Here is a 22,470-nt window from a genome sequence, read left to right on the forward strand (position 1 = left end):
GAAAAAGTTTGCACAGACTTCGAAACCCATCTGGTAGAATTCGACGGGGAGGATGATCACGTGCATCTTCTCGTGCGCTATCCGCCCAAGGTGGCTTTGTCGGTTCTCGTGAACAGCCTCAAAGGGGTCTCAAGCCGCAGGTTACGGCAGATGCATCCAGCGCTTACCCGCCGCTATTGGCGCGGGGTCCTCTGGTCGCCCAGCTATTTTGCAGCGTCTTGTGGCGGTGCCCCGCTCTCTATCATCCGACAGTATATCGAACAGCAGAGAACCCCTGACTAAATGGTCGGAACGGCCCTATCTCCGGCCTGAACGCCGGAGCTTGCGGGCCTACACAAATGGGTCAAACCAAAGAGCCGTCAGCATCCCGGCATTGAGCAGCACATCAAACATGTGGCGATAGTTATGATATTCACGTCTGTTGCCACACAATTCGGTGGCAGAAGAAATCATGGAATAAACAAACGATTTTGTCCCCTTATCACATCCAGTTAATAGAGAGACCCAGTTCGTAACTGAACGCAGGGATTTTGTGACTCTGTCTGAATAAACTAGAGGAGGGGACGCATAAGGCGGACAATGATCGAATACAATATCTCTGACTTTGTCCCGATAAGCATTGAACTCCTTTCTTTGGATCTTAGGATCAGGAGATTCGATGGTTTTTTAATCTGCGATGCTAATGCCACCTAATCTGTTAGGGCATCAGGTAATTGAGGCGTATGAGGGGACATTGATGGTCTGGCGGCCTGTATCTCTAATAGAGAGATGAGGTGGCCCGCCCTGCTGGATTCGAACCAGCGACCCACAGCTTAGAAGGCTGTTGCTCTATCCATCTGAGCTAAGGGCGGTCAAAAAATGATATGGCTTGTCTATGTCAGATGCAGCAAGATGTAAATAGGCCTTAATAAAATTGTGCAGCAATTTAAATAAGCCTTCGGAAATGGCGATAACTAACCATTTTGGATCTTGTGAATTATTCTTGTTGCCTGTGCTTCGGATATCATTTCAAGAATTGTAAAGCCAAATATCCATAGCAAAGCCATGATCAAGCAAAAGACCACAGGAAGTGGCAGAAGAAAGGTTGGAGGGGTTACGCCATACCAAATTGCATTAAACTTTTGAAGTAAGTGTAATTTATGATCATACAAAGATTGGATGAGAGCGAAAAATGGCACCAAGATAAAGCATGATAGTATGACCTTCTGTTTGTGGCACTTTTCATCACAAGACATTCTAATTTCAAGCAGGACACTCTCTTCTTCGCTCAAGTGTCTTAGAGATGTAAAAACAGACAGATCTATGAGATTAATTACCCCATCTTTTAATACTGACAAGGTGTCGGTGCTTTCATTGTATTCGAAAAAGTCACTTGATTTAACAATCAGTTCTTCGCACCCATAATGATTGATGCCTACTAGGCATCCTTCTTTTCTCAAATCTTTAAGCCAGACTGGAAACACGATCTTACACTTCATTTATAAAGGCTTGGTAATGGTTCTTTCGGGGGGCCTTCGATTTGGCCGACAAATGACTGGAGACCCACCCTAAGAATATATATCCAATCTCCCAAGACAAAGGCATTTTTCACGATATTCGAAACTTCGTGGGATCATAAGGATCGTGATGTTTAGCTGGGGCCGCAGGAAGATTTTATGAACGCACCGGCCGGCCTAATCCATGCTGCGCCTGGCTCAAGAAATACAGGTAAATCATATTCTCTCTTCGTAACCTGTTGGAGAGCTTCCAGATCGTCAATTTCCATAGGCACCCCAAACTGCGCAATTTCCATAATGCTTTTTTTGTTGCGGCTGATAGTGGTTCCAAATGATAATTCGTACTCGTTTAGAGCATCGAGTTCTCCAGGGAAATATTTGTTAATTGTAGCCCAGATAGTGGCGTCATTGAAAATGCATTTCATGCAGGAGGATCGTCCCCAACCAAGACGGTAAGGCACCGGAGAGATAACATTATTCCTCTCGAAAATGGCCCAGACTTGCTCCTCAGTCCATGAAAGCACAGGCCTCCATGCATCGACATGTCGCCCGTAGCGCCCATCACGACAATCGGAAGTATGTTTTTCAAGTTGGTTGTATTTGGCGCGGTTAGCACTCTCTTCTCGCCGCTCACCGGTAATGAAAAGCACTTTCTTATGATGGAATCGTGCCTGATTGTTAAGGGCGCGGCGACCTACGTCAATTTTGAGTGCAGAACTACACCAACGGGTTTGAAGATTGGCAGAGACTTGAGGGAATTTCAGTCTGGTAGCAGGCTTGGCGCGGGTTTTGTCTCTTTCAAGCTTGATAAGGCCGTCAGGCGTTTCAATGAGGTGAGGGCGGCTGTATGCGTCTTTTTTGAGCATCTCACCCTCAAAGCCGCCCTCTAACCAAGAAAAATAGAGAGGAAGGTTAAATGCTGCTGCAATGGCTTTGTTGTATGAAGTCATGAATTTCCAGTCCATGAGAGAACTCCCCTCACGGCCGTCCACTTCATGATGCCACAATTCAATTTTGCTTTTATCGGCACCCATTTCAAGAATGTGGAGAAGGCAGGCGATTGAATCCTTACCCCCTGACATGCAGACGATAATGTTGTCATATGAGTTAAGATCAATATCTGGAGCATTAAAGTGGGTAGTGGTCGGTGCTGAAGGTTCAATGCCAGATTGCATTTCCAGCCCAGGAATAATGTATTGATCGTCGAAAGAATCGAAGGACATAACCATGACCTTATATGCTGTTTGTTTCAATATTCCTTGATTATATAATGATATTTGTGGTTCGGCAAATAATATAACAAGTGATGGCAAGGCGTTTTCGGATAAATAGCCTTGCTAAAATTAGGCTTGCATTATTCCTTAAATTAACTCTCTTTATGTATACAAAATTTCTTTCAGAATTAAGACAAAATCAAATGGCGAAGGCCATCAAAGGTTAAAATCATGTGCGAAGAAAGTCATAAACCTCACACTATCTCGACTCATGTACAAAGGAATGATTTATATGGAGATAGGCCCTGCGATCAGAAGAAGGCGGGTTCTACCGAAGATGATATTCTCTTCTCAATGTTTTTAGGTCTACTTGTCCTGCAACAATTGAATGCTACGCTCAATTTAACTCACAGCCGTTCGCAGGAATTTAGAGAGGGCAGGGAACTTGGTGCCAGACTGACCTGGCATAGACTGATGATTTAGTTAATAGTTGTTTAAATTCCCCATCTGAACGTCAAATCGGTTCTGTCTTGCATGCTCAATGGGTAAATTGGGTTGCACAAATAAGCCGACAAACGTCAAATGAGGGTAAAATGCAGGTCAAAGTAAAAGTCGAGAACATCGATTGGGATACAGATGGAGTTCCTGCTGAGGAACTAGGTCTTACCACTTCTACCGAGGTGACAGTCGATGTCGACCCAGACAGTCTGCCTCCAGAAAAAATTCATTCTGATATTTCTGCCATGACCAAATGCGATGCGGAATATTTGAAGGATCTGGTGCTGGACGAACTTTCAGATTCCTTTGGTTATTGCGTTGGAGGTGATGGTTATCGCGTGTGCGATAATGGCATTTCAATAGTCGCCGAGCCTATGCCTGTGGCAAGTCCATCAACCTGATATCCCATAGTGGCGAGGGCTAGTTCCCTTACCAAGGAGGGCTCAAAAGGTCCTCCTGACAATTTTTCTTGTGATCACGAATGCATGCGGTGGCTCCGGCCTTAATGGGGGGAGTACCTCAACAATGAAAAAGTCATGCAGATCATGCAGAGCCTGTTCTATGGTGAGAATGAGACAATGGCAAATAGTCAAAAAGTTCAGCTAAAAACGATGCAGGATATTTTGACTCTATATCCTGAAGCGTTTGATGCGGAGGGGAATATCAATCTCTCTAACCGGCCAGAAATAATTGAACTGCCACTAAATATGGAAGTGGTTAGAGATCTCAATATTGACGGATGTACTGGCCTTAGAGCCCTGCCAGAAGGGCTAGTAGTGGGCCAAAGACTCAATGCAAGAGGTTGTACCTCTCTTAAATCTCTCCCTAACAATTTTGAATTGCCTGGCACACTCATACTCAGTGGCTGTACGGGTATTACAGAGCTTCCCGTAGGTCTTGATGTCGAAGGCGGGATTTATTTGGATGGCTGCATCTCATTGCGCAGCATCCCTAATGATACCAGGTTCGGTGAAATTCTGGAACTTACAGGTTGCGAAGGCATCGAAATCCCTCAAGACCTTCTACAAAAATATGCTGGCTTTATTATTGTGCCAGAAGGTGACTATACCGTAGCTCCTTCGGAGCATCCTGAACGAGAGTTCAGTGCTTAAACGGGTTTGACACTCTCCCCGCCCTGCAGGGCGAGGAGAGCCTTGCATAATTCATTTAGGTGATATTTTTTTGAGCAAAGGCCAATTGAGATAGTGAGGCAAGATTGTCTTCGTGAGGCTGAATAGGCAAAGTTAGATGCCTGGGAAGATAGGCTAATTCGTCTGCATGAAAGTCTGCAGTCGTCATTAGTCGAAGGAATTTTAGCGGCAATTCAGTAGGTGAAATTTTATGAGATTTCCCATCTGTGAAGTTATGAAAATATATGTTTAGATTTTTGAGATATAGGAAGCCAACGCTATAAGAAAAACGTCCTATAAGAAAGATTATAGGTCGGTCTTTTATTTTATGTAATACAGGCCAAGCAGAAACTAATTCTTTAATTTTAAAAGAAGCGTATAAAACAAAGCAAATTGCAATGAATGCAATAAGCCATATGAAATTAATTATATGAGTATTTAGAAAAAATATTACTCCTCCGCAGAAATCCACTCCCGGCTCAGTCCCCATATAGATACCCTCCCGAAATACGATCCAGATGTCATTTTGACATGTCGGAAAGAATTAAATCTTGTTCTTAAGGTTGAAAATACAAGATTTAATTCTGATTTCGAGAAACGATTTTAGATTTTAAGGCGTTACATTCTCAGGTTCAGATGTTGCGCGTGGTATATGGATGGCCAACTCAATTGCATCCTGAGCGCCATGTTCAAGCTCCTCTAAGATGCGAGTGTCGGAGAAATCATCTCCCCACACTTGATCGAATTCGCCATCTTCGAGGTTAGTTGAGCCACCTGGGAATATAGATCCATCCTGTATGACCCGACCGTACGCTTCAGACATATCCTGATTGATTATCATAACATTCGCCACAACCCCAGGAAACAGCTTAGAAACTTCTTCTGCCATCTGGAACTCAGTGGTTACGAGCGATTGCTTGCTTTCGTAGGAAAGAGCGCCTTCAGATTCTACATGATACCCATCAGGTACTTCATGGGGCTCAAGAGCAGCGTTCTCGCCCATCATGCCAATGCGCTTCTCGTTTAGAGCAGAGGCATAACTCTCCACTTCTTCTCGATTACCGAATAGGACGGTCTTAACCAGCGTAACCATTGCCATGAAACGGATACTCCCAAAGATTAGTTTTTCCCGATTTCCCGCTTTCTCATGCAAGGCACAAAAGAATGTTCATGCAATGAGTGGTTGCCCCGTCTTCAAAGTCTGAAAATATTATCGAATGAGCAGCAAAGCGCCATCCTTCAAGGGAGGGGGATGTTATTTCTGTTCGGTCTTTGGCAAACATTTAGGAGGCTTATCTAAAATTTTTCCGAGAAATATTCTGACTAGAGGTGAAGCCTTTTTTATGTCTGGAAGCATATCAATCAGACGTTTAAAAATTTGTTTGTTAGTTTTGTTTGGTGTGATTTTCTTAGCCCGGATCCAGTTTATAGCCATTTGAGTTGAAGTCTCAATGTCGCATGGCCAAGGAGATTTTCTCCATTCATCTAAAACATAATCCATAGCGTTAGCGCAGAATAGGTAGTCTAAAGATCCTAGAAGGGTTAACCCTGCAGCGAAGCGCCTTTCAAAATTTGCACGTGAATGTGTGGCTCGTATTTCAAATTCTAAAGCGCTTGATTGTCTCAATAATAAATAGTCACTTCTGATTCCAGCATATGCTGTTGCTGATTGAATGTCCTTTGTCATGGCCAGTGTCAGCGATAAGGAGAATATATCACATGCTGCTTCCTCTATCGCGTTTGTTCCATTCGTGAAGGAAAGAGGGTGCCTTAACCTTTGTGAGTATTGTAATATATGGCCAATTTCATGATGAATAATGGACATTTGTCCAAAATAATCTAATTCTGGGGTCAACGACCTTCCTGTTTTATCAGCGAATATAGCAGTATCATCATCCTGAACGATGATCACTGGCGACCTGCTTCCTTTTTTAAGTGGGTTGCCTGCTAATAATATTCTGGAATGCTGCCTTCTGCCACGTGTGAAATCGGCATATGGGGAACGATATGCCTTTGGAATCCTGCCGCCTTTTGAATGTATGAGATTTATTACAATATCATGTTCGATATTAATTTTTTTACCGCGCCAAATTTGATGCCAACATGTCTCATACGGGATGGCGATCTTGAGGATTTTATTGCCACGTCCGTAAAAATAGTTGAGTGAGCTCAGATGCTGATGTTGCTCCATCTATTCTTCTTCCTGGACATTTGATCAAATGCGATTTTGATATGTCGGTCATAGAGTTTTATGTTTTTTGGTTCAATAGGGGATTTTCTTTATTCAATTCAAAGTAAAACCTCGCCCTTCAGGGCTCAGAGGGGAGGATGGCAATGCCATCTCCCCTTTAAAACAATCAACTGTCTGCCTTAATTAAGAGAGGGTAGGGCAATTATTTATCTCATCTATAATGTTGTATTCGTGCGGTAGGGTTATTCTATTGCCGTATTTACTTATGATATTTTCAGGAATATTAATGCCATTACATCCTGTCAGATCTATCGTGCCACCCACCGATATATCAGAAGGCAGTAAGGTAAGTGAATTGCAGCCCATTAACCGCAAATCACCTCTTACCGTAAGACCTTCACCAATAGTTTCAAGATTTGTGCACTGCTCAAGTTCCAGGTTGGCCCCAATCGTAATACAATCACCAACTGATCTTAAATTTCTGCATGCCCGCATGATGAGATCACTGCCGACTTGAAGATTGTCTGGTATCGCGGTTAAGCCTTTGCAATCATCGGCGATAAACATTCCTGGTATTGTTAGGCAGGGAAAATCAGAAATTTTTGGTGATCCACTTATGTAAAAAGATATAGCATTGCTTTTCGTGGGGAGTTTTTCTAGATATTCATTGCTATCGCAGTAAATAATAGCGTTCCCATTCACTTGCAAATCGTCAGGCAATTCTCGTATTTTGCAATTTGATATATCAACCCCATCTTCATTATAAATTGCCGATGGGATTTCCATTTTTACTTTTCTTGTAGACATCTCTAATTCCCTTTTGCATTAACTCAATTTTGTCAGATCGATAAGACGCTATAATTAAGTATGGCAAGCTACAAGTTCCTGTGCTTCGATATTTCGATGTCACGTGGACTAGGCCTTGGAACCGAAATCCCGATAATGATACAGGTAACCGGGTGATCCCCTTAATTTATCGAATTTACCAAAGATCGGTCATTCATAGAGGGGAGAATGTCAAAGGGAATGATTGTTTTGGAACGGTTTCATGGGCTTCATCCCTTTCTGAGCTAAGGGATATGAGTGTTGTGTTAGGCTGAATTCCACCAAACTGCCGCCTATATATCCCCTTTGTATTGGTGGGGACAGAAGCAAAATTGTACTTGAAGACAAGAATGCAACGCTGCGTTTCTGCGCGAGTTATCCCCTTCAGATAGGGGAATAGTATTCACATGCCACATGCCTAGGTTACGCGGAATTCGGCAGGTGAATCACCGGAAATCAATCTCAGGAATTACTTACTTTCTGAGCAATTGAGACGAATAACTGGCATTTTCCGCGTTATACTTCTCCGCCTTCACCTGGATAATCCCCGAAAAAAGGGAATTCGGATTTAAACATCCACTTGCTGACTGATCCCCTAATGATGGGCAGGGGAATAATTGCGGAATGTGATAAATTTACAGTGTGTTTGATCCCCACGTTAAAAAGGGGAAAAAGTTCTCATAAAGACCGCGACCAGTTAACCACAGCTTGAACAGGTATCATTCTGTATGTGTGATTGATCAGTACATTCCCCCTCTTAGGGGGAGAAAGTAAGGAGTTTGGTTCGCGATTTCATAGCCTGAACAATCCCCGCACAGGCGGGGATGACTTTTTAGTAGACAGGGTCTGTCATCGTGGTGACGGTTAACCCCCGCATACGCGGGGAGAAGGATATTGCGAACCCTGCCTCCATAGAATGGCGCGGATAACCCCCGCACACGCGGGGAAGATGACATGCGCAAGGTCGGACGCAAAACGGTGGTCGGTTAACCCCCGATCACGCGGGGAAAACACGTTCATCGTTCAGACAATCTGTCGATTGCTCGGTTAACCCCCGCACGCGCGGGGAAGACATAGACTTGCTGCCAAGCCTGATGCGCCAGTGCGGTTAACCCCCGCACGCGCGGGGAAGACACAGCAGGAAGAGACCCAGCCATGCGCTTTTGCGGTTAAACCCCGTACACGCGGGGAAGACGCGATAAGCATGTGAGTGAGACATCCCAAATACGGTAAAACCCCGCAGACGCGAGGAAGACTTTGCGGATACATGGGAAACTCCCCGTATTAGCGGTTAAACCCCGCACACGCGGGGAAGACGCGATAATGCCAACCATTAACGTTACAGCGGCCGGTTAAACCCCGCACACGCGGGGAAGACTCCAGATCCCGACCGGCTTCAAACAGCGCCTTCGGTTAAACCCCGCACAAGCGGGGCAGGCATTTCAAGGGGAAAATCATCAGCCAAATCCCACGGTTAACCCCCGCACACGCGGGGAAGACTTGTTTGTCTGCTGTTGATATGCCTCTGCTGCCGGTTAACCCCCGCAGACGCGGGGAATGCACTCTGACCGGGAATGGTGGAAATGATACCCTCGGTTAACCCCCGCACACGCGGGGAATACTCCCGGACATGCGGGTAATCCAGCGTGGTATCCGGTTAACCCCCGCACACGCGGGGAAGACTCTTTGTGGAAGAGTTTGGTTCCAAAGCATTATTTTGTTGTCAAAGATCTACGGAGAAATCACGAATGGCGAGAAATAGCATTCTGCCAGATGAAACCAATTCAAGATTTGAAGGCTTATTGATAGACAGCTAGATAAAATAGATCAACGCCAAAGGCTTGTTTTTTATGCAATGCCGCTTTCAAAAGGCCAATTCATATCTAGATAGGGACAGGATTAACCATTGAAGAGAATGGCTTCGTACAGGCTTAAAAGCCTTTTTCTGAATATGAGGCTATGGAAGGGATTTTAAAAAGGAAAGATTGGTGCGCCGGGAGGGACTTGAACCCCCGACCAAGCCGTTATGAGCGGCCCGCTCTGACCAACTGAGCTACCAGCGCCAACCAATGGATAGGAATGGCTGGGGTAGGAGGATTCGAACCTCCGGTTACGGAATCAAAATCCGATGCCTTACCGCTTGGCTATACCCCACCATGACTTCTATCTAAATGGGCCGCCACAGGTTTGCCTCCATGAGTCAACACTCCTGAGCGGCCCATTCCGCACTCTCGCGGCTGTCACGGCAGTACCTTCCGTCCTCGGCATGCTCAGTGGTGATAAAGGAGAGCTCCAAGAAGATCTCTTCATCAGCAACTTCGCATTGGTTGCGGAGGGAGGATTTGAACCTCCGACCTTTAGGTTATGAACCTAACGAGCTACCGGGCTGCTCCACTCCACAGCAATATCTCAGAGATATAAAGAAGGTTTAGAATCTTGTTATCTCTAAAGACAGACGTATCACTAAGGCCAAATTTATCTTTAGACAAGGCCTAATTATTATTTTTTGTCTATCCATGGTTTGAAATAGACATAAGACATGGCCAATAAAATAATCTTCTCAGAAAGCCATTATGGTCTTCCTAATCAATAAGATGCCGGTGCTCGAACGTCAGTATAAGGAAGGACTGTTGCCTAGGGTGAAGGTGCATCCTCATAGGAGGAATAATGCTGATCTTCCATTCCAATTTCATTATCCATTTCAGGCTGAGGCTCATGACATGTCTGTTTTATCGGATGGATATTAGGTCTCCACCCGATAAAACCAAACGAGGGCCTAGAGGCAGGAACTGGGCGAGCTGAGGGGCTTTCTACAGGAGTTGTAGGTCTGACAGGTCTATGAGGCTGAGCAGGTCTAGAAGTCGCCGGTACATGATCTGGCGCCGCGGACCTGGCAGTCGGCTGAGCGTTCGATGTGGCTGGGTCTGCAGAAGGTTGGCGGATCGTTGGCGACCAACCAAATCTTCTAGGTGATTGTAGGCCTACAGCTTGCAGGGGAACTGCTTGCGAGGGTTGTAGAGCAGAGTTTGACTTAGGATGTGTAGGACTTGTCGCATCCTGATGAGACGTATTGGGCTGCCTTGGAGGGGTGTTTTCCTGGACGTGGTTGATTACTCCTTTCTTATCGTAAGAAGGAGTGGCAGGCGGGTTTGGCAAAGCAGAAGATACCGGGATATTTGGTCTGTACCCAATACCACCTGTAAACATCGGCCGTGGCGGAGAACTTGTAGGTTGATTTACAGCATATCTCACTGGAGGTGCCTGATGACTGCCAGAAGCTGTAGGTGTTGTCGGGCCAGTGCCAGATGAGTGCGGTTGGGAAGGAGGCGACGGGAAACCTCCACGCAGACCGGCCTGAACCCCATTGGCAGGGGCTTCCACCTTAATTCCCTCTATCGTTCGGATCTTATGGCCGCTGGCATTCCCATATTTCGTCTGGAACCATTTTTCTCGTCCTCCGGGCCTTGGAAGATCATCCATGGGGGGCTTTTTATACCAGCGAGATCTGAATTCATCTGCTATGCCCGGCACGAGAATTTCCGACAATAGATCGGGGAGCATAGTCAGTCTGGTATTCATGCGGCTGCGCTGCACAGCTCCTGCAAAAGCATCAAAGCTACCGACTACAGCAACCCCTTCTTTGGCGCGGGTCCATCCAGTGTACACCAGAGAGTTATCCAGCATGTTCGCATGTTCTGGCGTAATAACCATCAGAACATACTGATACTGTTGACCCTGAGATTTATGAATAGTGAGGGCATATGCCAGTTCAAACTTTTTATGCCAGTCCCATGATACATCTTCGGTTCTGACTTCGTTGTTATCGAAGCGGATTTTAATTTTGCCTTTTTTAGCGTCAGGATCAGCAGGTGACGGAGGTAGATAGGCTTCAATGAAACCTCTACTTCCATTTACACAGAGTTTGTCACCTTTAACATTTTTTCGGCGCATGACCCTGTCACCCACTCGCGGAACGGGCATTTCCTTTGCGAACCTGGGGGCTGAAAGTCCGGGTATTTTCGCCCCTTTGGGATTGAAATATCTGGACATTTGGCTGTTGATCTCCCAGAGACCGCCAACGCCGGGGTTTTGAGGGCCTAAAACTGCGACATCTTTCAGAGGGTTTTGAATTCCCAAGGCCGGCATCACGTTAGACATGGCATAAACGATAAAGTTGCTAATCTTTTCCGGCACCACTGATTGCATTGATGTACCACCAGAGGAATCCCCATTGATGCTAGGAACGCCACCATATCTTATTTCTTTAGCCTGAATGGCCAAATTGCTTTTCGGATTAGAGCGATAGGTGTTCTGAAGACAGATAGCTGGAACAACCCGATCACCTGCCATTGTTCTGGTGTTCAACAGGTTCTCAAGAAATGCGCCTGGCCCAACAGACATCAACTGGCCATCATCACCGAGGATCAAAAGGCTTGCATCCGTCGGTATGGCATCCAAAAGATGATCTGAGAGGAATATGTCAACCATAGACCCCTCATCAACATAGACAGTGCAACCAGATGGCAGAGGGTTGTTACGGTTGAAGTCGAACCATTGTTCCCCTCCAGCCTTCTCGCCTTTGCATTTCAGTAGTGATTGAATTGTAGCGGCATCTAGACCAGTCGTCTCTGTCATGCGCAGGGCTGCTGTGGCAGTGGGCGCGCCGAGCAGGAATGAGCGCTTTTCTGTGCCCATAGCCACTCGCGCGGCTATTACTGCGTCAAGAATGGTTGATTTTCCGGTGCCAGGCCCACCTGTAATTACACAGAAACGTTCATAGCAAGCCATTTCAACTGCCGTTCTCTGCACGGCATCAAATCTTTGGAAGTCTGGTTGATTGAATAGGTTCCTGCACGTCGCCTGAACTGTTGCCTTGTCTTTTAGTGGCAGGGCCTGAAGCAGGCGCGCTATATTTCGTGCTACTCGCACTTCCGCTTGGTAAACACGTTCTCTAGCAACAAGAGTACGGCCATCGCGGGTCTTGCGGATCCGCAAGCCGAATTTTAATGCTTCCTGAGGCTTGGAAAGAAAGTCACGGAGCACATCAAGACGCATGCCGATTTTCGGATCTATTCCACTTATTAGATCGTCACGGAGGGGTTCGGCTTTGCCAGAGGTCAGGATATCGGTGACATCCACCGCGGTTGATCCTGGGAACTCAACGTGAGCAGTAAATCCGATTTTCTCCCCATCATCATTGGTGGCTGAGAGCCCTTCACTTGCCATCAGAGAGCGACGAATTATGCCCGCTATTCTTCTGGGGTCATAAGGATTGCCTCCAAGAGTGCGGAAAAGCATGTCAGCTTTAGCCACATCAATCCCAGGGATCGCAACAAGCTGATATGGGTCGCCACCAATTCTTTCGGCCACCTTGAAGGCGCAACCCCTCCAGACCATGTCGAGATCGCCTGTTGTAAAGCCAGCGCGATGCATCATCAGCGCCATATGGCTTTCACGGGTGGCGGCTTCCCACAGCCGAAGTATATTGGCTGCGAATATCTCAGGCTGATCGCTAAGTCGCGTGAGGATTGTCGGTGTGGCAAGAGCTCTTACGAGAACATCCGGCCCATATTCTCTTGTTAGAGCTGAGAGTCTTCGTGAAAGTGCGGATGTCCCGCACATTTCGGGGGGGAACAGACCATTCAGATATACGCAACTCAATGCGAAAGTGTCAGGAACACTGGGTATTAGGCACCAGGAATTGAACTCTTCACCTTTAGCCGTACGTTTCCAGTCCCCCTCGACTTCGTAGCATCCCCCTGGTGAAACGTGGGAAACAGACCGTACGAAGAACTTCGCTGTTGTAAGCGATCCATTTTCATCCTCGAAGGTACCCAAGAACATATAGTTCTCAAGATCATCGGATGGAGGCCCATCCAGCTTCGGGAAAAGTATCTTTTTCACAACAACGCGCAAAACTAAGACTTTCCGTCGGGCAGTATTGATCCATGTTGATCTAATATAGAGTATGAACATGCAAGGCACAGGGATCAAAGCCTTGATTGAAAAGTTAAAATTAAATCTGGTTTCAACTTCCTTGGTGGGATGAGTGAATCATGAGTAAAGCAAAAATTATCCAAAGGCTTTTTGAGGCTAAATATGGAATTGAAGCCTTCATGGAGCGGAATGCGGATTTTTTTGAAAGATATGGGATATGTGCAAACCGCATTAATGACCTGGAAAGGCAGGGCTATGATTGCTTTCGCTCAAGAACGCATAGCATGTCGATGTGTGAAACATCCCGCCATTTTTCCATTTGTTTTGGGGATGCCGTGTTGGACACGTGGCTTACCGCTGCAGAATGGCTGACGCTATGGCGTAGAGGTTTTGTTGGCAAGGCAATGCCGATCATGCCAATGAAATCCAAGGATTGCGCAGGATGCCCACCCAGAGTGTGGGTCATTCCAGAGCGGGTAATATACCAGTCGACAAAGAATATCAGGCGGCTTCCATGAATATTCTCACGATCGCATACATTTCCGTTCTTTTAAAAGCTTCATACCTGCCGGAGTGACTGTGCCGAATTGATTGATCATGCCAGCTCGGAATAGCGGCCAGGCACCAGACATGAGCATTTTACGGCACGGGTTATCAGGATCTCTAACCTCTACACCATGCAGTCGGTCGATATAGACATCACGACGGTCGGAGGTTAGCTCAATAATCACAAACCCAGATGCGATCAATTCCAATGCCTCTATGCATGCAGTCCTGGACATGGCCTGCACGCATTTCTCCACTTCTTCTTTTGAGAACTCAGTGTTGGAATAGTCATTTGTGCACATGATTAAACCTATTTAGAGCACTGAATTGGATAAGCCTTGACAGTGAGGGTGTGGGCTGGGAGCAATGATTACCACAGGTAATCAGACAACATCAGAAACATCTGGGCCATTTTTTTGTCATTGTTAAAGAATGAAGGTTAGACTGGTGACGTTTAAGAGAAGATCTACCAACAGAGATAACGGTATCATTGGCGTGAAAGATGTCACGCGATATCTATCAGGTAGCATGGCCATGGCATTCAAGTGTATTTTTGATACCGGGTTATCCGATGTTGAGGATATCTCCTTATTGGAAGAAGCGCGGGAATTGATTGAAGACTGGACGGATAATCCAGACATTATGCCGAGTGTAATGCCTCCAATTATAGGAGATATGGATAATAAAAACTCAATCACAAGGCGCTTATTGAGCTGCAAGGCTATTGCCGAGACCGAGTGGGGAAGAGGAGGCAAAGCCTATCTGCTTACATTTATAGTGCTGGCAGATACAAATAGCGGAGGATCTACACAGAATGATTTGAGGTGGAGAATTGTAGCAAGAAATGATGTTCTCCCTAAAATTGCTAAGAGGATTGAGCAATTAAAGGCGAGGGAAGAGGTAAGACTTACCATTCAGGGAGTAAGTGAGACAGCTCGCAAGTCGGCTGAGATTGCCGCTCGTACAATAGGGTTCTCATAGTTTTTTTTGGGGTAATCCCCCGCCTATTAGGTCGGGGGAGAGATTTTTGAAGATTGAGAGTTAGTTTTGAACTTCTGATTATTGAGGGATTTCGATAACGCTTCATAGTAAAATTTATGCATTTCCGACCATTCTTTCTCGTTGAAATCTCTGATGTCTTTTTCGAGTTTTAGTTCCGTTCGGACGTTCTTGTGAATGCGCTGACTTTTTCTGACAACGTCATGATTAAATACCCCCATACTGTCATAGAAAATTCCGTCTGATTGAATGACTGCGTGTGCCCAGAGCGGTAATCTCCTGTGTGATAGGCGGAAGGTCGCCGTACAGACTGTTGCGTCGATATGAGCAGAAGACAGTACGTCGAAGAGGGCTGCGGCAAATGGTTCGCAGGCATCGATTTGTGCGTCTTTTCGGGTGCTACCAAGTTTTGCTTGGCTGATAATCTGAGCGATGTCGAAAGCTGGCATGAGATATCTTAGTCTGTCGGGGGCTGAAAGTTGGTATTATGCAGGCTTTTGAAAGCTGAAGGAAGCTCCGTTTGTGCAGCAAATGGTGATTAGGTCAGGGGTAGGGGCTTCAATTTTGGCGTCAGGTTCTGCCCAGGCACTTTCAGTGTCACAGAACATGAAGAGGTCGAAGACCATTTCCGATATTTTCCCTCGTGTTGCATCCATAATCTCGTAGAGAATACTACGCATGTTTGAACCGGGGGAGGGGAAATCAATCTCGATAATGCCACGTGTATTCCCATGTTCATCAACCATGTGGATTAAGGCGTGGCCATCACCTTCCTCGAAACGGTAAGGCAGTGAGATTGCGATATCTGCTTTAACTGATGAGTTCTCGGCCTCGTTAACACGAATACAGTATTCTGATGAGGCTTTAATTCGAAGAAAGTTCAATTTTCTCATTTAAGAGGGGGAGTTCTGGTTTGAAACGCTGGAGTATCCGACACGGCCAATTCAAGTGCTTTGAGGGCAACGAGGATTTATCCCCTTATTTGCACCACCTTTAGAGCATTCATCTGGATAAATGCTTGATGGTGGATTAGCTTGGCTTCCGCCACGTGCAGAAGGAGACTGCCGCTTCCAGCTAAAGAAATGAAACCAGTTTCTTCGCGCCACCATATGACTATTTATATTGGAAGATGTTTCTTTGCCGCCTTCGGTCGCAGTATGGGATGAAGAAGATGTTCCTTCTGCGTCACTATGCGAGGCAGAAGGACCAGCAGAGGCTGAGTGACCTCCGCCGCCGTGCCCACCACCACCTCCTCCTCTTGCCAAGGCTATTTCGGGAGTAATTGGTGTGAGTATCAGCGATGCTATAGCAGCTAGGGTTACCCAACGGTGTGATTTTAAAGCCATATTGATCTTCCAACACATCTTAACGCATCAAAGAATATATTTTTCCAAGGATATTTAGAAGGGTTTAACCATGCTATATGTAATTTTAGCCTTTGAAGACAGTTTTAAATTCATCATCAATAAGGATAGATGTGATGTGCATAGAAGATTCAAAGTATGACTTGAGTGCAGTTGAGTTTGGCTGCGTGGATTTTGCTTTGCAGGCAACGCAGAAATTTGGACCTATTCAGAATGCCTTGAATGCCAGAGCGAACAAAAAGCCTTGGAATTGGTGTGAGAACGACAACAATTGGTCGCGCGCGATCAAAAATGAAGCCATTGAGATGCAGGATCACATTGGCTGGAAATGGTGGGGACACTCCACACCTCACTTCAATAGAGCATTTATGGAAGTGGTAGACATCTTCCACTTCTGGATCAGTGCCATTTTGCAAGTGCGTTATGAAAGCACCAAAAAAGAGGTTCCTTATCTCTCACCCACTTTCGATGTGATGAAGAGTGGCAGCGATCTTTTTTGTGAACTGAAGGAGATTGAAAAGGCAGTTAAAGAGCATCTGGTCAGGAGACGTATTCATGATGAATTGCCTGACGTTCAGAAACGCATCTGGCGGCAGGAGGCGATCAATTCGTTTATAGATCTCATGGTGCTTAAAGCTGCTAAGGCTGGATTACATGCTGCTGAGCATGATCTAGAAGCAAACTACATTCAACTTCTTCATATCGGTTACATTATCCAGATCTTGTGTATTTTTTGCGGCAGATCAGTATCAGATTTGTTTAAATGGTATGCCGGGAAAAACGCATTAAATCTATTCCGTTGGGATAACGGATACAAAAAAACAGCCGGCGAAAAAGGGTACATCAAGATATGGTCTGATGGGGACGCGCCACAGGAAGACAACGATTATCTTGAATATATGATCCTAGACCATAAGGATGAGGGATCGGGGGAAAATGAGACCTCATCTGAAGCAACGTGGCTTCAAAAATTCTACGACATGCTTGCGGCTGAATATAAAAACGTTTTGGCGACAAAAGACAGGAACGAAGACCGTTCTGCCAATGTTTCATCATGGAAAGATTGTGAGTCTAAAAAGTTCGTTGAAAGCTTGATTGCCGGATAATTGATTACCCCCTCTTCTTTGGTTGAGGGGGTAATATTGAAAAGTTATGTTCTATTTTCCAGTCCGAGGTCAGTTGGGCCGATTAAAATACACACCATTGGGTCCTGCATGCATAATTCCCGCCTCACCATAGGCTCAGGCACTAGGGCGGGTTATCAAACTATCTGCTGTGATCTTTGGCAGCACTGCCTCTATCTGGCTCTTTTCTAAAGATACATCTGCATCCTTAGCCTCATCTATTATCTTGAAAATCTGAGAAAATGGGACTTGTGTTCCCATTTTCTCATTGAGATCACGAAAACGTCTATTGCTCCATTGCCGCCGTGCCCAATAGTCAGCTCGCGCCTCCACAGATATATCTATCTCGCCAAGGTAGGAGAGGATCGCAGGTTCTGAGAGAGTGCCATTCTCAGAAAAAAGGGAAAGGCCGTAATACCCACAAAGAGAGAATGTAGTGCAATTCTGTGCTGGTATTCCGGCATCTCCAAGAAGCTGCTTCCACAGCGCAGATCTGGCACTCCATTCCTCTCGGTGTAGGTTGTCAGGTGGGTCTGGGCTGCTCCAGTAAGGCATAGGAGTTAAAGAGGGATGATCTGAGAGGGCATGGTACATATCGCGGTTGTCTGCATGCAGCATGGCAAAATATCTACATCCGCCTTCACTTGCCTCCCTAAAGACCCATAGCTCAGCTTCGACATCCAGTGCAGGCAGCCTGGAACGCGACCTATTGGCCTCAAGTATGTCTTCGCTCACTAAGCAAATAGCTTGCCGCAACGGAGATGATCTTATTCCTGTTGTGGAGCTTTCTATATCGAGGCGAGAAGTGACGTCATTTATGCAATCCAGCATCAAGGAAAGAGTTGTGAGTTCATCGGGTTGTTCCTTACCCGCATCTCTTATTGCCCGTTCCAAAACGGCAAGTGTCAGTTTGCAGTTTTGTGCAGATTTTTCGAGGTTGGTAACGACATCACTCAGTTTAGATATTGCTGAAAAATAGGGTTTGTCGCTCATTAGGGTTGTTTGATCAACGTATCTAACTGCACGCCGGAGCACTTCTTTCGCGATAACAAGACGCGCCACACCGGCTGCTTGTGTTCGAAGCTCGGCAGAAAGATCCGCCACTTCATCCAGAGAGTGGAGATTAACCTTGAACCCATTGTATACTTTAAGAGACAAGGCAAAATAATCCTTAGCAATTCCAATTGCGCCGAAAAGCCACGTCGTTCAGGGCAGGGATAATGACAATGACAGAGCTTCGCTGATCCATAACGAAATCAAGCCCAGGCTTTGTCGTTGATTGATGAATTTTGTCATATCTGTAGTGGAGAAGAACAGATCTGTACGGATCTCATTATATTTGAGAGCGTAAAGAATGGTCTGTGTAAGCTTGCAATCTAGAGAATCTTTAATGACCTCTGACTTAAGCACTCCAGAAGCAACTCCATCTGAATCTTCAACTTCGCGTAAGATCCAATTGGGCATTGTAAGCTTTGAGCTGTAGCGTCTTTCAAAAGGAGACTGAATATTGTTTCCGCGACAAGCAAGGCTTTCCCCAATAGTGCTTAAGACAATACTGACATCCATGGCGTTAGGAGTTACTTTTTCGTCAAACTTATCAAAAATATTCCGAATGCCATCAAGAATAACAGGCGAAGGCTTTTCCATAATTAGGCTGTCCGTTTAAGGTTTGGTTGAGCATTATTTATTCTAAGGATCTAGATAGACAATCAGAGAAATTTGTTTTTGTTGTGTGACTTAAGAAGGCGAATTTACTCGTGAGGGCCTGAAATCTGCCAATTTGATAACATTTGATGATACTGGTGATTTGCTATCAGCATCTTTTAGACTTAAATTTTGGTGTTCACTGTGTTGGTTGGTATCGGAATTTCCAAGCAAAAAAGTGATCTTGGCACCTGGATCGTCAAATCTTGTCAAAGCTTTCCAAGGGATAACCAGGTTTTCTTCATTCCCGTTAAAAACAACACTAACAGAGATATTTTTCCGTTTTCGGTTAACCTCCAGATTTCTGAACTGATACTGGAGTACGATAGTTAAATCATTTGGATATTTAGTGTGTAACCAATCGGGGATACCTTTCTTACATTCTTTTGTAACGAAGGTAATGTAGAAATAATGGTTTTCGGGCAGGTTGTGTGCGCTTCCACCTCTCTTGGCCACACTATCCAGAGCTTTAAGAGTCATTTCCAGTTTGCATCTTTGCTCCCAGACTGAATATTTCAGATCATCGTCAGTATCAGCAAGCTGGGGCATGATGAAACAAGCCTTCTCTAATTATCTAGAACCAATTTCACCTTTTCAGATGACAAGGCTTATTTTACCTGATTGGGTGGCCTCGGAATAGACCAGAATAGCCTTTCAGGCATTCACAATCAGCGATTTATGAACTTTTTTGTCCTTCTCCGTGAGGTCCTGCCGTGAGGTCCTGCTCAGATTGAAGCCTGAATTTGCGGGTCATGGTTGCGAGTTGCGGCTTTTTGAGAGTCTTCCATATACCCGCGATAAAATGCATATTTTCGAAGAATAATGCGTGCTGCCTTTTCTAGTTGGGATTTAGGAGGGCGGCAAAATCCCATTGAAAAATGGTAGTTCATCTTTGGCCAAGACTTTCTTCACAATAAAAGCCACCGTTAGGACAGTCTTGTTGATAGTTTCTTCATGCGTGATCCGAGCGATGGCCAACTCATAATTTGTCTGCAGCTTGAACCAGAATTCCGGCGGGTTCTTGAAGAAAATACCCAAACGTATTGCGGTGTCTGCTGTTATGGAGCGATCTCCACGGATAATCTGGCTAATTCTGTTTGCGGGGACTTGAAGGTGCATCGCCAGCCTGCTGCCGGTCAGCCCACGGGCCACCAATTCTGATTTCAGGGTCTTTCCGGGGTGAGAGGGCGCAGGACTTTGCTCATTATATTCCTCATATTTCTCTTAAGGCTCTTGAGAAGACCTCAATTTAGTGTTCCAAATTTAATTCGTGTCTGATTCTGACTTGCTCAGACATCCTAAAAAATCGTTCAAGACCAGAACAAATGGCTTAAAAGCATAAAATATGGTCGCCTCTCAACAACCAAATGGATGCCTCATGTCAGAAACATCATTTTGCGTTGCAAAACAACACAAGGCCCGAAAGCAACACCGCTGCCACAGTTGCAACACTCTCATACAAACTGGTGAAATCTACCTCCGCGTTACAGGAAAATGGCCTGAAAATGATGGAATTGCCAGGTTTTCATACCACTCTGACTGCCGCGCCACTGAAGAAACTCTTAACAAGGAACTCACAGAATACGCCGAAGACTATGCCACAATCTCCGAGCTTCTAGACTATAATCCTTATGACGTTATTCCTCTCCTGCCAGATGCAGTCGCAGAACGTTTCTCTTCGCAAATAAAGAAGATCCGCACAAGAAATCCTGATTTCTGCCCGCCTGAGATTTTAGAGATCATCAAAGCAGGTCAAGGTAACCAACTTGCCTTCACAGCACTACAAATAAGGATACTGCAACATGTCGCAGCCAATCCAGAAAAACTTACAGCACAACAAGTAGGCCACGATCTAAAACTCTTCGGCAGGATCAATCACCCTCTAGGAAGGCTGATCGCTAAAAAAACAATCCGCATTTCAAAAGACGGATTGCTCTGCATTAACCCAGAAGGTTTGCTCTACATCCAAAACGCGCTTCCAGTTCACTAAGATCGCTGCACATATGTATCCAACATATATATCCCCAAAATGGCGCCTAAATCGAGTATGACTCAGCGCCAGTCAGCCACAATACTCGGTAAAGATAATGGCGCCTGGGCGCGCGTCTGGGCATCTGAGCCATAGCCAAACTATCGCCCGATGCCCAGGATCGGCAGCTTTCAATCTCTCTTCCCCTTGCTTTCCACAGCAAGGGGAAAATCGCGAACCATATCCCTGCTTTCGGTGCCATAAGGCTCCATGTCGGTATGGCGAGGGGGGATTGATCTGCGATTGTGCACCGTGAAGCGGCCTTGGCCTGGGTGCTCTTTCGTTCTTTGCGCTACCGCCAAGTCTTCCTGAAGATCAGAAAGAGCTTTCTGTGCTTCCTGTTTAACAACTTCCTCATTGGAAAGGTCGGGGATGGCATTTTCACTTCCCATCAGGTCTCTGATGTCAATGATCTGGACATTGGGGTGAGAGGAGAGAAGGGGGACAAATGGAGAATGGGTGGCACAAAACACTCTCAGTTCGCCTATCTTGGATCTTTCGGCCAGAAGTGAAAAAAATCTTGCGAGATAGAGCTCGTCTAGCCCGGTCTCCGGTTCATCTAGGAGCAACCATTTTTCTGATGTGGCCGGCTTGTCTTTGAGGTAGTCAGAAATATTCATACGAGCAATTCTGACTACCTCAGTTTCATACCGTGCATTCGGCGGAGGTGCCTCTATCAATCCAGTGGCCCAGGCCAGAGCATAATTAAGCCTTCCGCGCATTTGTTCGCCATATGAGCGTAACTGATCCTCGTGAATTTGACGTCTTAGCGGCATGTTGAATCCACCATCATCAAATCGGTCAGCGTTTGAGCGGGCCGAGAAGTAGTAGGATTGCTGGCCAGACCAATTCAGGGCATCAGTATCCAGCACCCCATTGCAGTTGGGGATGATAGTGACCTCTTCAGGCGGCCCCCATCTGTGAAGATCATGAGACCGCGCCACCGCCAGAAAGGCTAGATCCACCCCAGCTTTTTTATTGGCCGGATGCTCTTGCCATCTTCTGCTGAAGATCGGGTATCCATTGAAGCCGTTATCTGCGAGTTCAGTTCCGAAGCCATAACCAGTCTTGTGCATTGCTGTACGCATTGCTTCAAGTATCAGGCTTTTGCCGCTTCCATTGGGGCCAGTGAGGAACACAAGAGGCTTCGTAATGGTTATCTCGGCCAGTTTGTTCAGATATCCCAAAGTGGAAGCATGAAGTGGAATGTCATTCCTAAGCATAAGTCTCATTGAATTGGCCTTGTGATTATCAAAAATGGTCAGGTTAATTTTCCAAGGGTTTAGGAGGCAGATATTATTCTGACAAGGCTATAATTAAGCCTTGTTAGTTTTGTTCCATGCATCGCACACCGCTATTTTGGTCTTATGAATTGATCAGAAAATGGGTTAGAGGGTGCCAATATGTCTGGTA

22 protein-coding genes, 4 tRNA genes and 1 pseudogene are annotated in these 22,470 nt (G+C 45.7%); 7 read left to right on the forward strand and 20 right to left on the reverse strand.

Translation table 11 applies throughout. The features are described 5' to 3' along the window. On the forward strand, positions 1–282 hold a 282-nt coding region (gene tnpA / locus CSR02_RS07605), incomplete at its 5' end, for an IS200/IS605 family transposase (protein ID WP_099541143.1). A 492-nt stretch (positions 283–774) separates the two neighbouring features. Here tnpA and CSR02_RS07610 read toward each other — a convergent pair. The 3 genes from CSR02_RS07610 to CSR02_RS07620 form a co-directional block, all read right to left on the reverse strand. Further along, positions 775–851, reverse strand: a tRNA-Arg gene (locus tag CSR02_RS07610). A 102-nt stretch (positions 852–953) separates the two neighbouring features. Beyond that, positions 954–1,463 (reverse strand): hypothetical protein, encoded by a 510-nt coding sequence (locus tag CSR02_RS07615; protein ID WP_124297493.1) that lies wholly within the window; start codon positions 1,461–1,463, stop codon positions 954–956. Positions 1,464–1,630: 167 nt separating this feature from the next. After that, positions 1,631–2,719, reverse strand: a complete 1,089-nt coding sequence (locus CSR02_RS07620; RefSeq protein ID WP_099541172.1) for a phosphoadenosine phosphosulfate reductase domain-containing protein — start codon at positions 2,717–2,719, stop codon at positions 1,631–1,633. A 584-nt stretch (positions 2,720–3,303) separates the two neighbouring features. Between CSR02_RS07620 and CSR02_RS07630 the strand changes: the two genes are divergently transcribed. Then, positions 3,304–3,609: a hypothetical protein gene (locus CSR02_RS07630; RefSeq protein ID WP_099541146.1), complete on the forward strand. Its 306-nt coding sequence runs from the start codon at positions 3,304–3,306 to the stop codon at positions 3,607–3,609. A 135-nt stretch (positions 3,610–3,744) separates the two neighbouring features. Then, positions 3,745–4,320, forward strand: coding sequence for a hypothetical protein (locus CSR02_RS07635; protein WP_099541147.1), 576 nt, complete (start codon positions 3,745–3,747; stop codon positions 4,318–4,320). A 55-nt stretch (positions 4,321–4,375) separates the two neighbouring features. Here the strand turns inward: CSR02_RS07635 and CSR02_RS07640 are convergent, their stop codons facing one another. The 9 genes from CSR02_RS07640 to CSR02_RS07675 all read right to left on the reverse strand — a co-directional run bounded on the left by CSR02_RS07640 (position 4,376) and on the right by CSR02_RS07675 (position 13,330). Continuing rightward, on the reverse strand, positions 4,376–4,828 hold the full coding sequence (locus CSR02_RS07640; RefSeq protein WP_099541148.1) for a hypothetical protein: 453 nt from the start codon (positions 4,826–4,828) through the stop codon (positions 4,376–4,378). A 120-nt stretch (positions 4,829–4,948) separates the two neighbouring features. Next, a complete protein-coding gene (locus CSR02_RS07645) occupies positions 4,949–5,437 on the reverse strand; it encodes a hypothetical protein (protein ID WP_143225558.1) in 489 nt (162 codons plus the stop codon). Positions 5,438–5,593: 156 nt separating this feature from the next. Next, positions 5,594–6,529: a hypothetical protein gene (locus CSR02_RS07650; protein ID WP_099541150.1), complete on the reverse strand. Its 936-nt coding sequence runs from the start codon at positions 6,527–6,529 to the stop codon at positions 5,594–5,596. A gap of 183 nt (positions 6,530–6,712) precedes the next feature. Continuing rightward, positions 6,713–7,336, reverse strand: a complete 624-nt coding sequence (locus tag CSR02_RS07655) for a hypothetical protein (RefSeq protein WP_143225559.1) — start codon at positions 7,334–7,336, stop codon at positions 6,713–6,715. A gap of 882 nt (positions 7,337–8,218) precedes the next feature. Then, complete coding sequence (locus CSR02_RS16825) at positions 8,219–8,374, reverse strand: hypothetical protein (protein WP_183172700.1); 156 nt, start codon at positions 8,372–8,374, stop codon at positions 8,219–8,221. A gap of 966 nt (positions 8,375–9,340) precedes the next feature. Continuing rightward, a tRNA-Ile gene (locus tag CSR02_RS07660) sits at positions 9,341–9,417 on the reverse strand. A gap of 17 nt (positions 9,418–9,434) precedes the next feature. After that, positions 9,435–9,508, reverse strand: a tRNA-Gln gene (locus tag CSR02_RS07665). A gap of 170 nt (positions 9,509–9,678) precedes the next feature. Then, a tRNA-Met gene (locus CSR02_RS07670) sits at positions 9,679–9,755 on the reverse strand. Positions 9,756–9,988: 233 nt separating this feature from the next. Beyond that, complete coding sequence (locus tag CSR02_RS07675; protein WP_099541152.1) at positions 9,989–13,330, reverse strand: AAA family ATPase; 3,342 nt, start codon at positions 13,328–13,330, stop codon at positions 9,989–9,991. Positions 13,331–13,410: 80 nt separating this feature from the next. On the opposite strand from CSR02_RS07675, the gene CSR02_RS16300 reads away from it, so the two are divergent. Beyond that, positions 13,411–13,809 (forward strand): hypothetical protein, encoded by a 399-nt coding sequence (locus CSR02_RS16300; RefSeq protein ID WP_143225560.1) that lies wholly within the window; start codon positions 13,411–13,413, stop codon positions 13,807–13,809. Between the two features lie 6 nt (positions 13,810–13,815). Here CSR02_RS16300 and CSR02_RS07685 read toward each other — a convergent pair whose 3' ends face one another. Continuing rightward, positions 13,816–14,139 carry a hypothetical protein gene (locus CSR02_RS07685; RefSeq protein WP_099541154.1) on the reverse strand — a complete coding sequence of 108 codons (324 nt, stop codon included), beginning with the start codon at positions 14,137–14,139 and terminating at the stop codon, positions 13,816–13,818. A 226-nt stretch (positions 14,140–14,365) separates the two neighbouring features. Between CSR02_RS07685 and CSR02_RS07690 the strand changes: the two genes are divergently transcribed. Beyond that, positions 14,366–14,818 carry a hypothetical protein gene (locus CSR02_RS07690; protein ID WP_124296317.1) on the forward strand — a complete coding sequence of 151 codons (453 nt, stop codon included), beginning with the start codon at positions 14,366–14,368 and terminating at the stop codon, positions 14,816–14,818. A 26-nt stretch (positions 14,819–14,844) separates the two neighbouring features. Here CSR02_RS07690 and CSR02_RS07695 read toward each other — a convergent pair whose 3' ends face one another. Together CSR02_RS07695 and CSR02_RS07700 are read right to left on the reverse strand one after the other, a co-directional pair. Continuing rightward, positions 14,845–15,285: a hypothetical protein gene (locus tag CSR02_RS07695; protein ID WP_099541156.1), complete on the reverse strand. Its 441-nt coding sequence runs from the start codon at positions 15,283–15,285 to the stop codon at positions 14,845–14,847. A gap of 36 nt (positions 15,286–15,321) precedes the next feature. Continuing rightward, a complete protein-coding gene (locus CSR02_RS07700; protein WP_099541157.1) occupies positions 15,322–15,729 on the reverse strand; it encodes a hypothetical protein in 408 nt (135 codons plus the stop codon). A 587-nt stretch (positions 15,730–16,316) separates the two neighbouring features. Here CSR02_RS07700 and CSR02_RS07705 point away from each other — a divergent pair. After that, positions 16,317–17,306: a dUTP diphosphatase gene (locus CSR02_RS07705; RefSeq protein WP_099541158.1), complete on the forward strand. Its 990-nt coding sequence runs from the start codon at positions 16,317–16,319 to the stop codon at positions 17,304–17,306. 135 nt (positions 17,307–17,441) lie between these two features. On the opposite strand, the gene CSR02_RS07710 is transcribed toward CSR02_RS07705, so the two are convergent. The 4 genes and pseudogenes from CSR02_RS07710 to CSR02_RS07725 form a co-directional block, all read right to left on the reverse strand. After that, the gene (locus tag CSR02_RS07710) at positions 17,442–18,482 is read right to left on the reverse strand and encodes a hypothetical protein (RefSeq protein ID WP_099541159.1); all 1,041 of its coding nucleotides are present in this window, start codon (positions 18,480–18,482) and stop codon (positions 17,442–17,444) included. Positions 18,483–18,530: 48 nt separating this feature from the next. Next, positions 18,531–18,971, reverse strand: a complete 441-nt coding sequence (locus CSR02_RS07715; RefSeq protein ID WP_099541160.1) for a hypothetical protein — start codon at positions 18,969–18,971, stop codon at positions 18,531–18,533. Positions 18,972–19,061: 90 nt separating this feature from the next. Beyond that, positions 19,062–19,577: a ClpXP protease specificity-enhancing factor SspB gene (locus CSR02_RS07720; RefSeq protein WP_099541161.1), complete on the reverse strand. Its 516-nt coding sequence runs from the start codon at positions 19,575–19,577 to the stop codon at positions 19,062–19,064. Between the two features lie 300 nt (positions 19,578–19,877). Beyond that, positions 19,878–20,204 (reverse strand): annotated as a pseudogene (locus tag CSR02_RS07725) (HigA family addiction module antitoxin); the annotation flags it as partial. Positions 20,205–20,406: 202 nt separating this feature from the next. On the opposite strand from CSR02_RS07725, the gene CSR02_RS07730 reads away from it, so the two are divergent. Continuing rightward, positions 20,407–21,018, forward strand: coding sequence for a hypothetical protein (locus CSR02_RS07730; RefSeq protein ID WP_143225561.1), 612 nt, complete (start codon positions 20,407–20,409; stop codon positions 21,016–21,018). A 170-nt stretch (positions 21,019–21,188) separates the two neighbouring features. Here CSR02_RS07730 and CSR02_RS07735 read toward each other — a convergent pair whose 3' ends face one another. Then, on the reverse strand, positions 21,189–22,289 hold the full coding sequence (locus CSR02_RS07735) for an ATP-binding protein (protein WP_099541164.1): 1,101 nt from the start codon (positions 22,287–22,289) through the stop codon (positions 21,189–21,191). Positions 22,290–22,470: the final 181 nt, after the last annotated feature.

The sequence above is a fragment of the Acetobacter pomorum genome (assembly GCF_002738225.1).
GTDB classification, from domain to species: Bacteria; Pseudomonadota; Alphaproteobacteria; order Acetobacterales; family Acetobacteraceae; genus Acetobacter; species Acetobacter pomorum.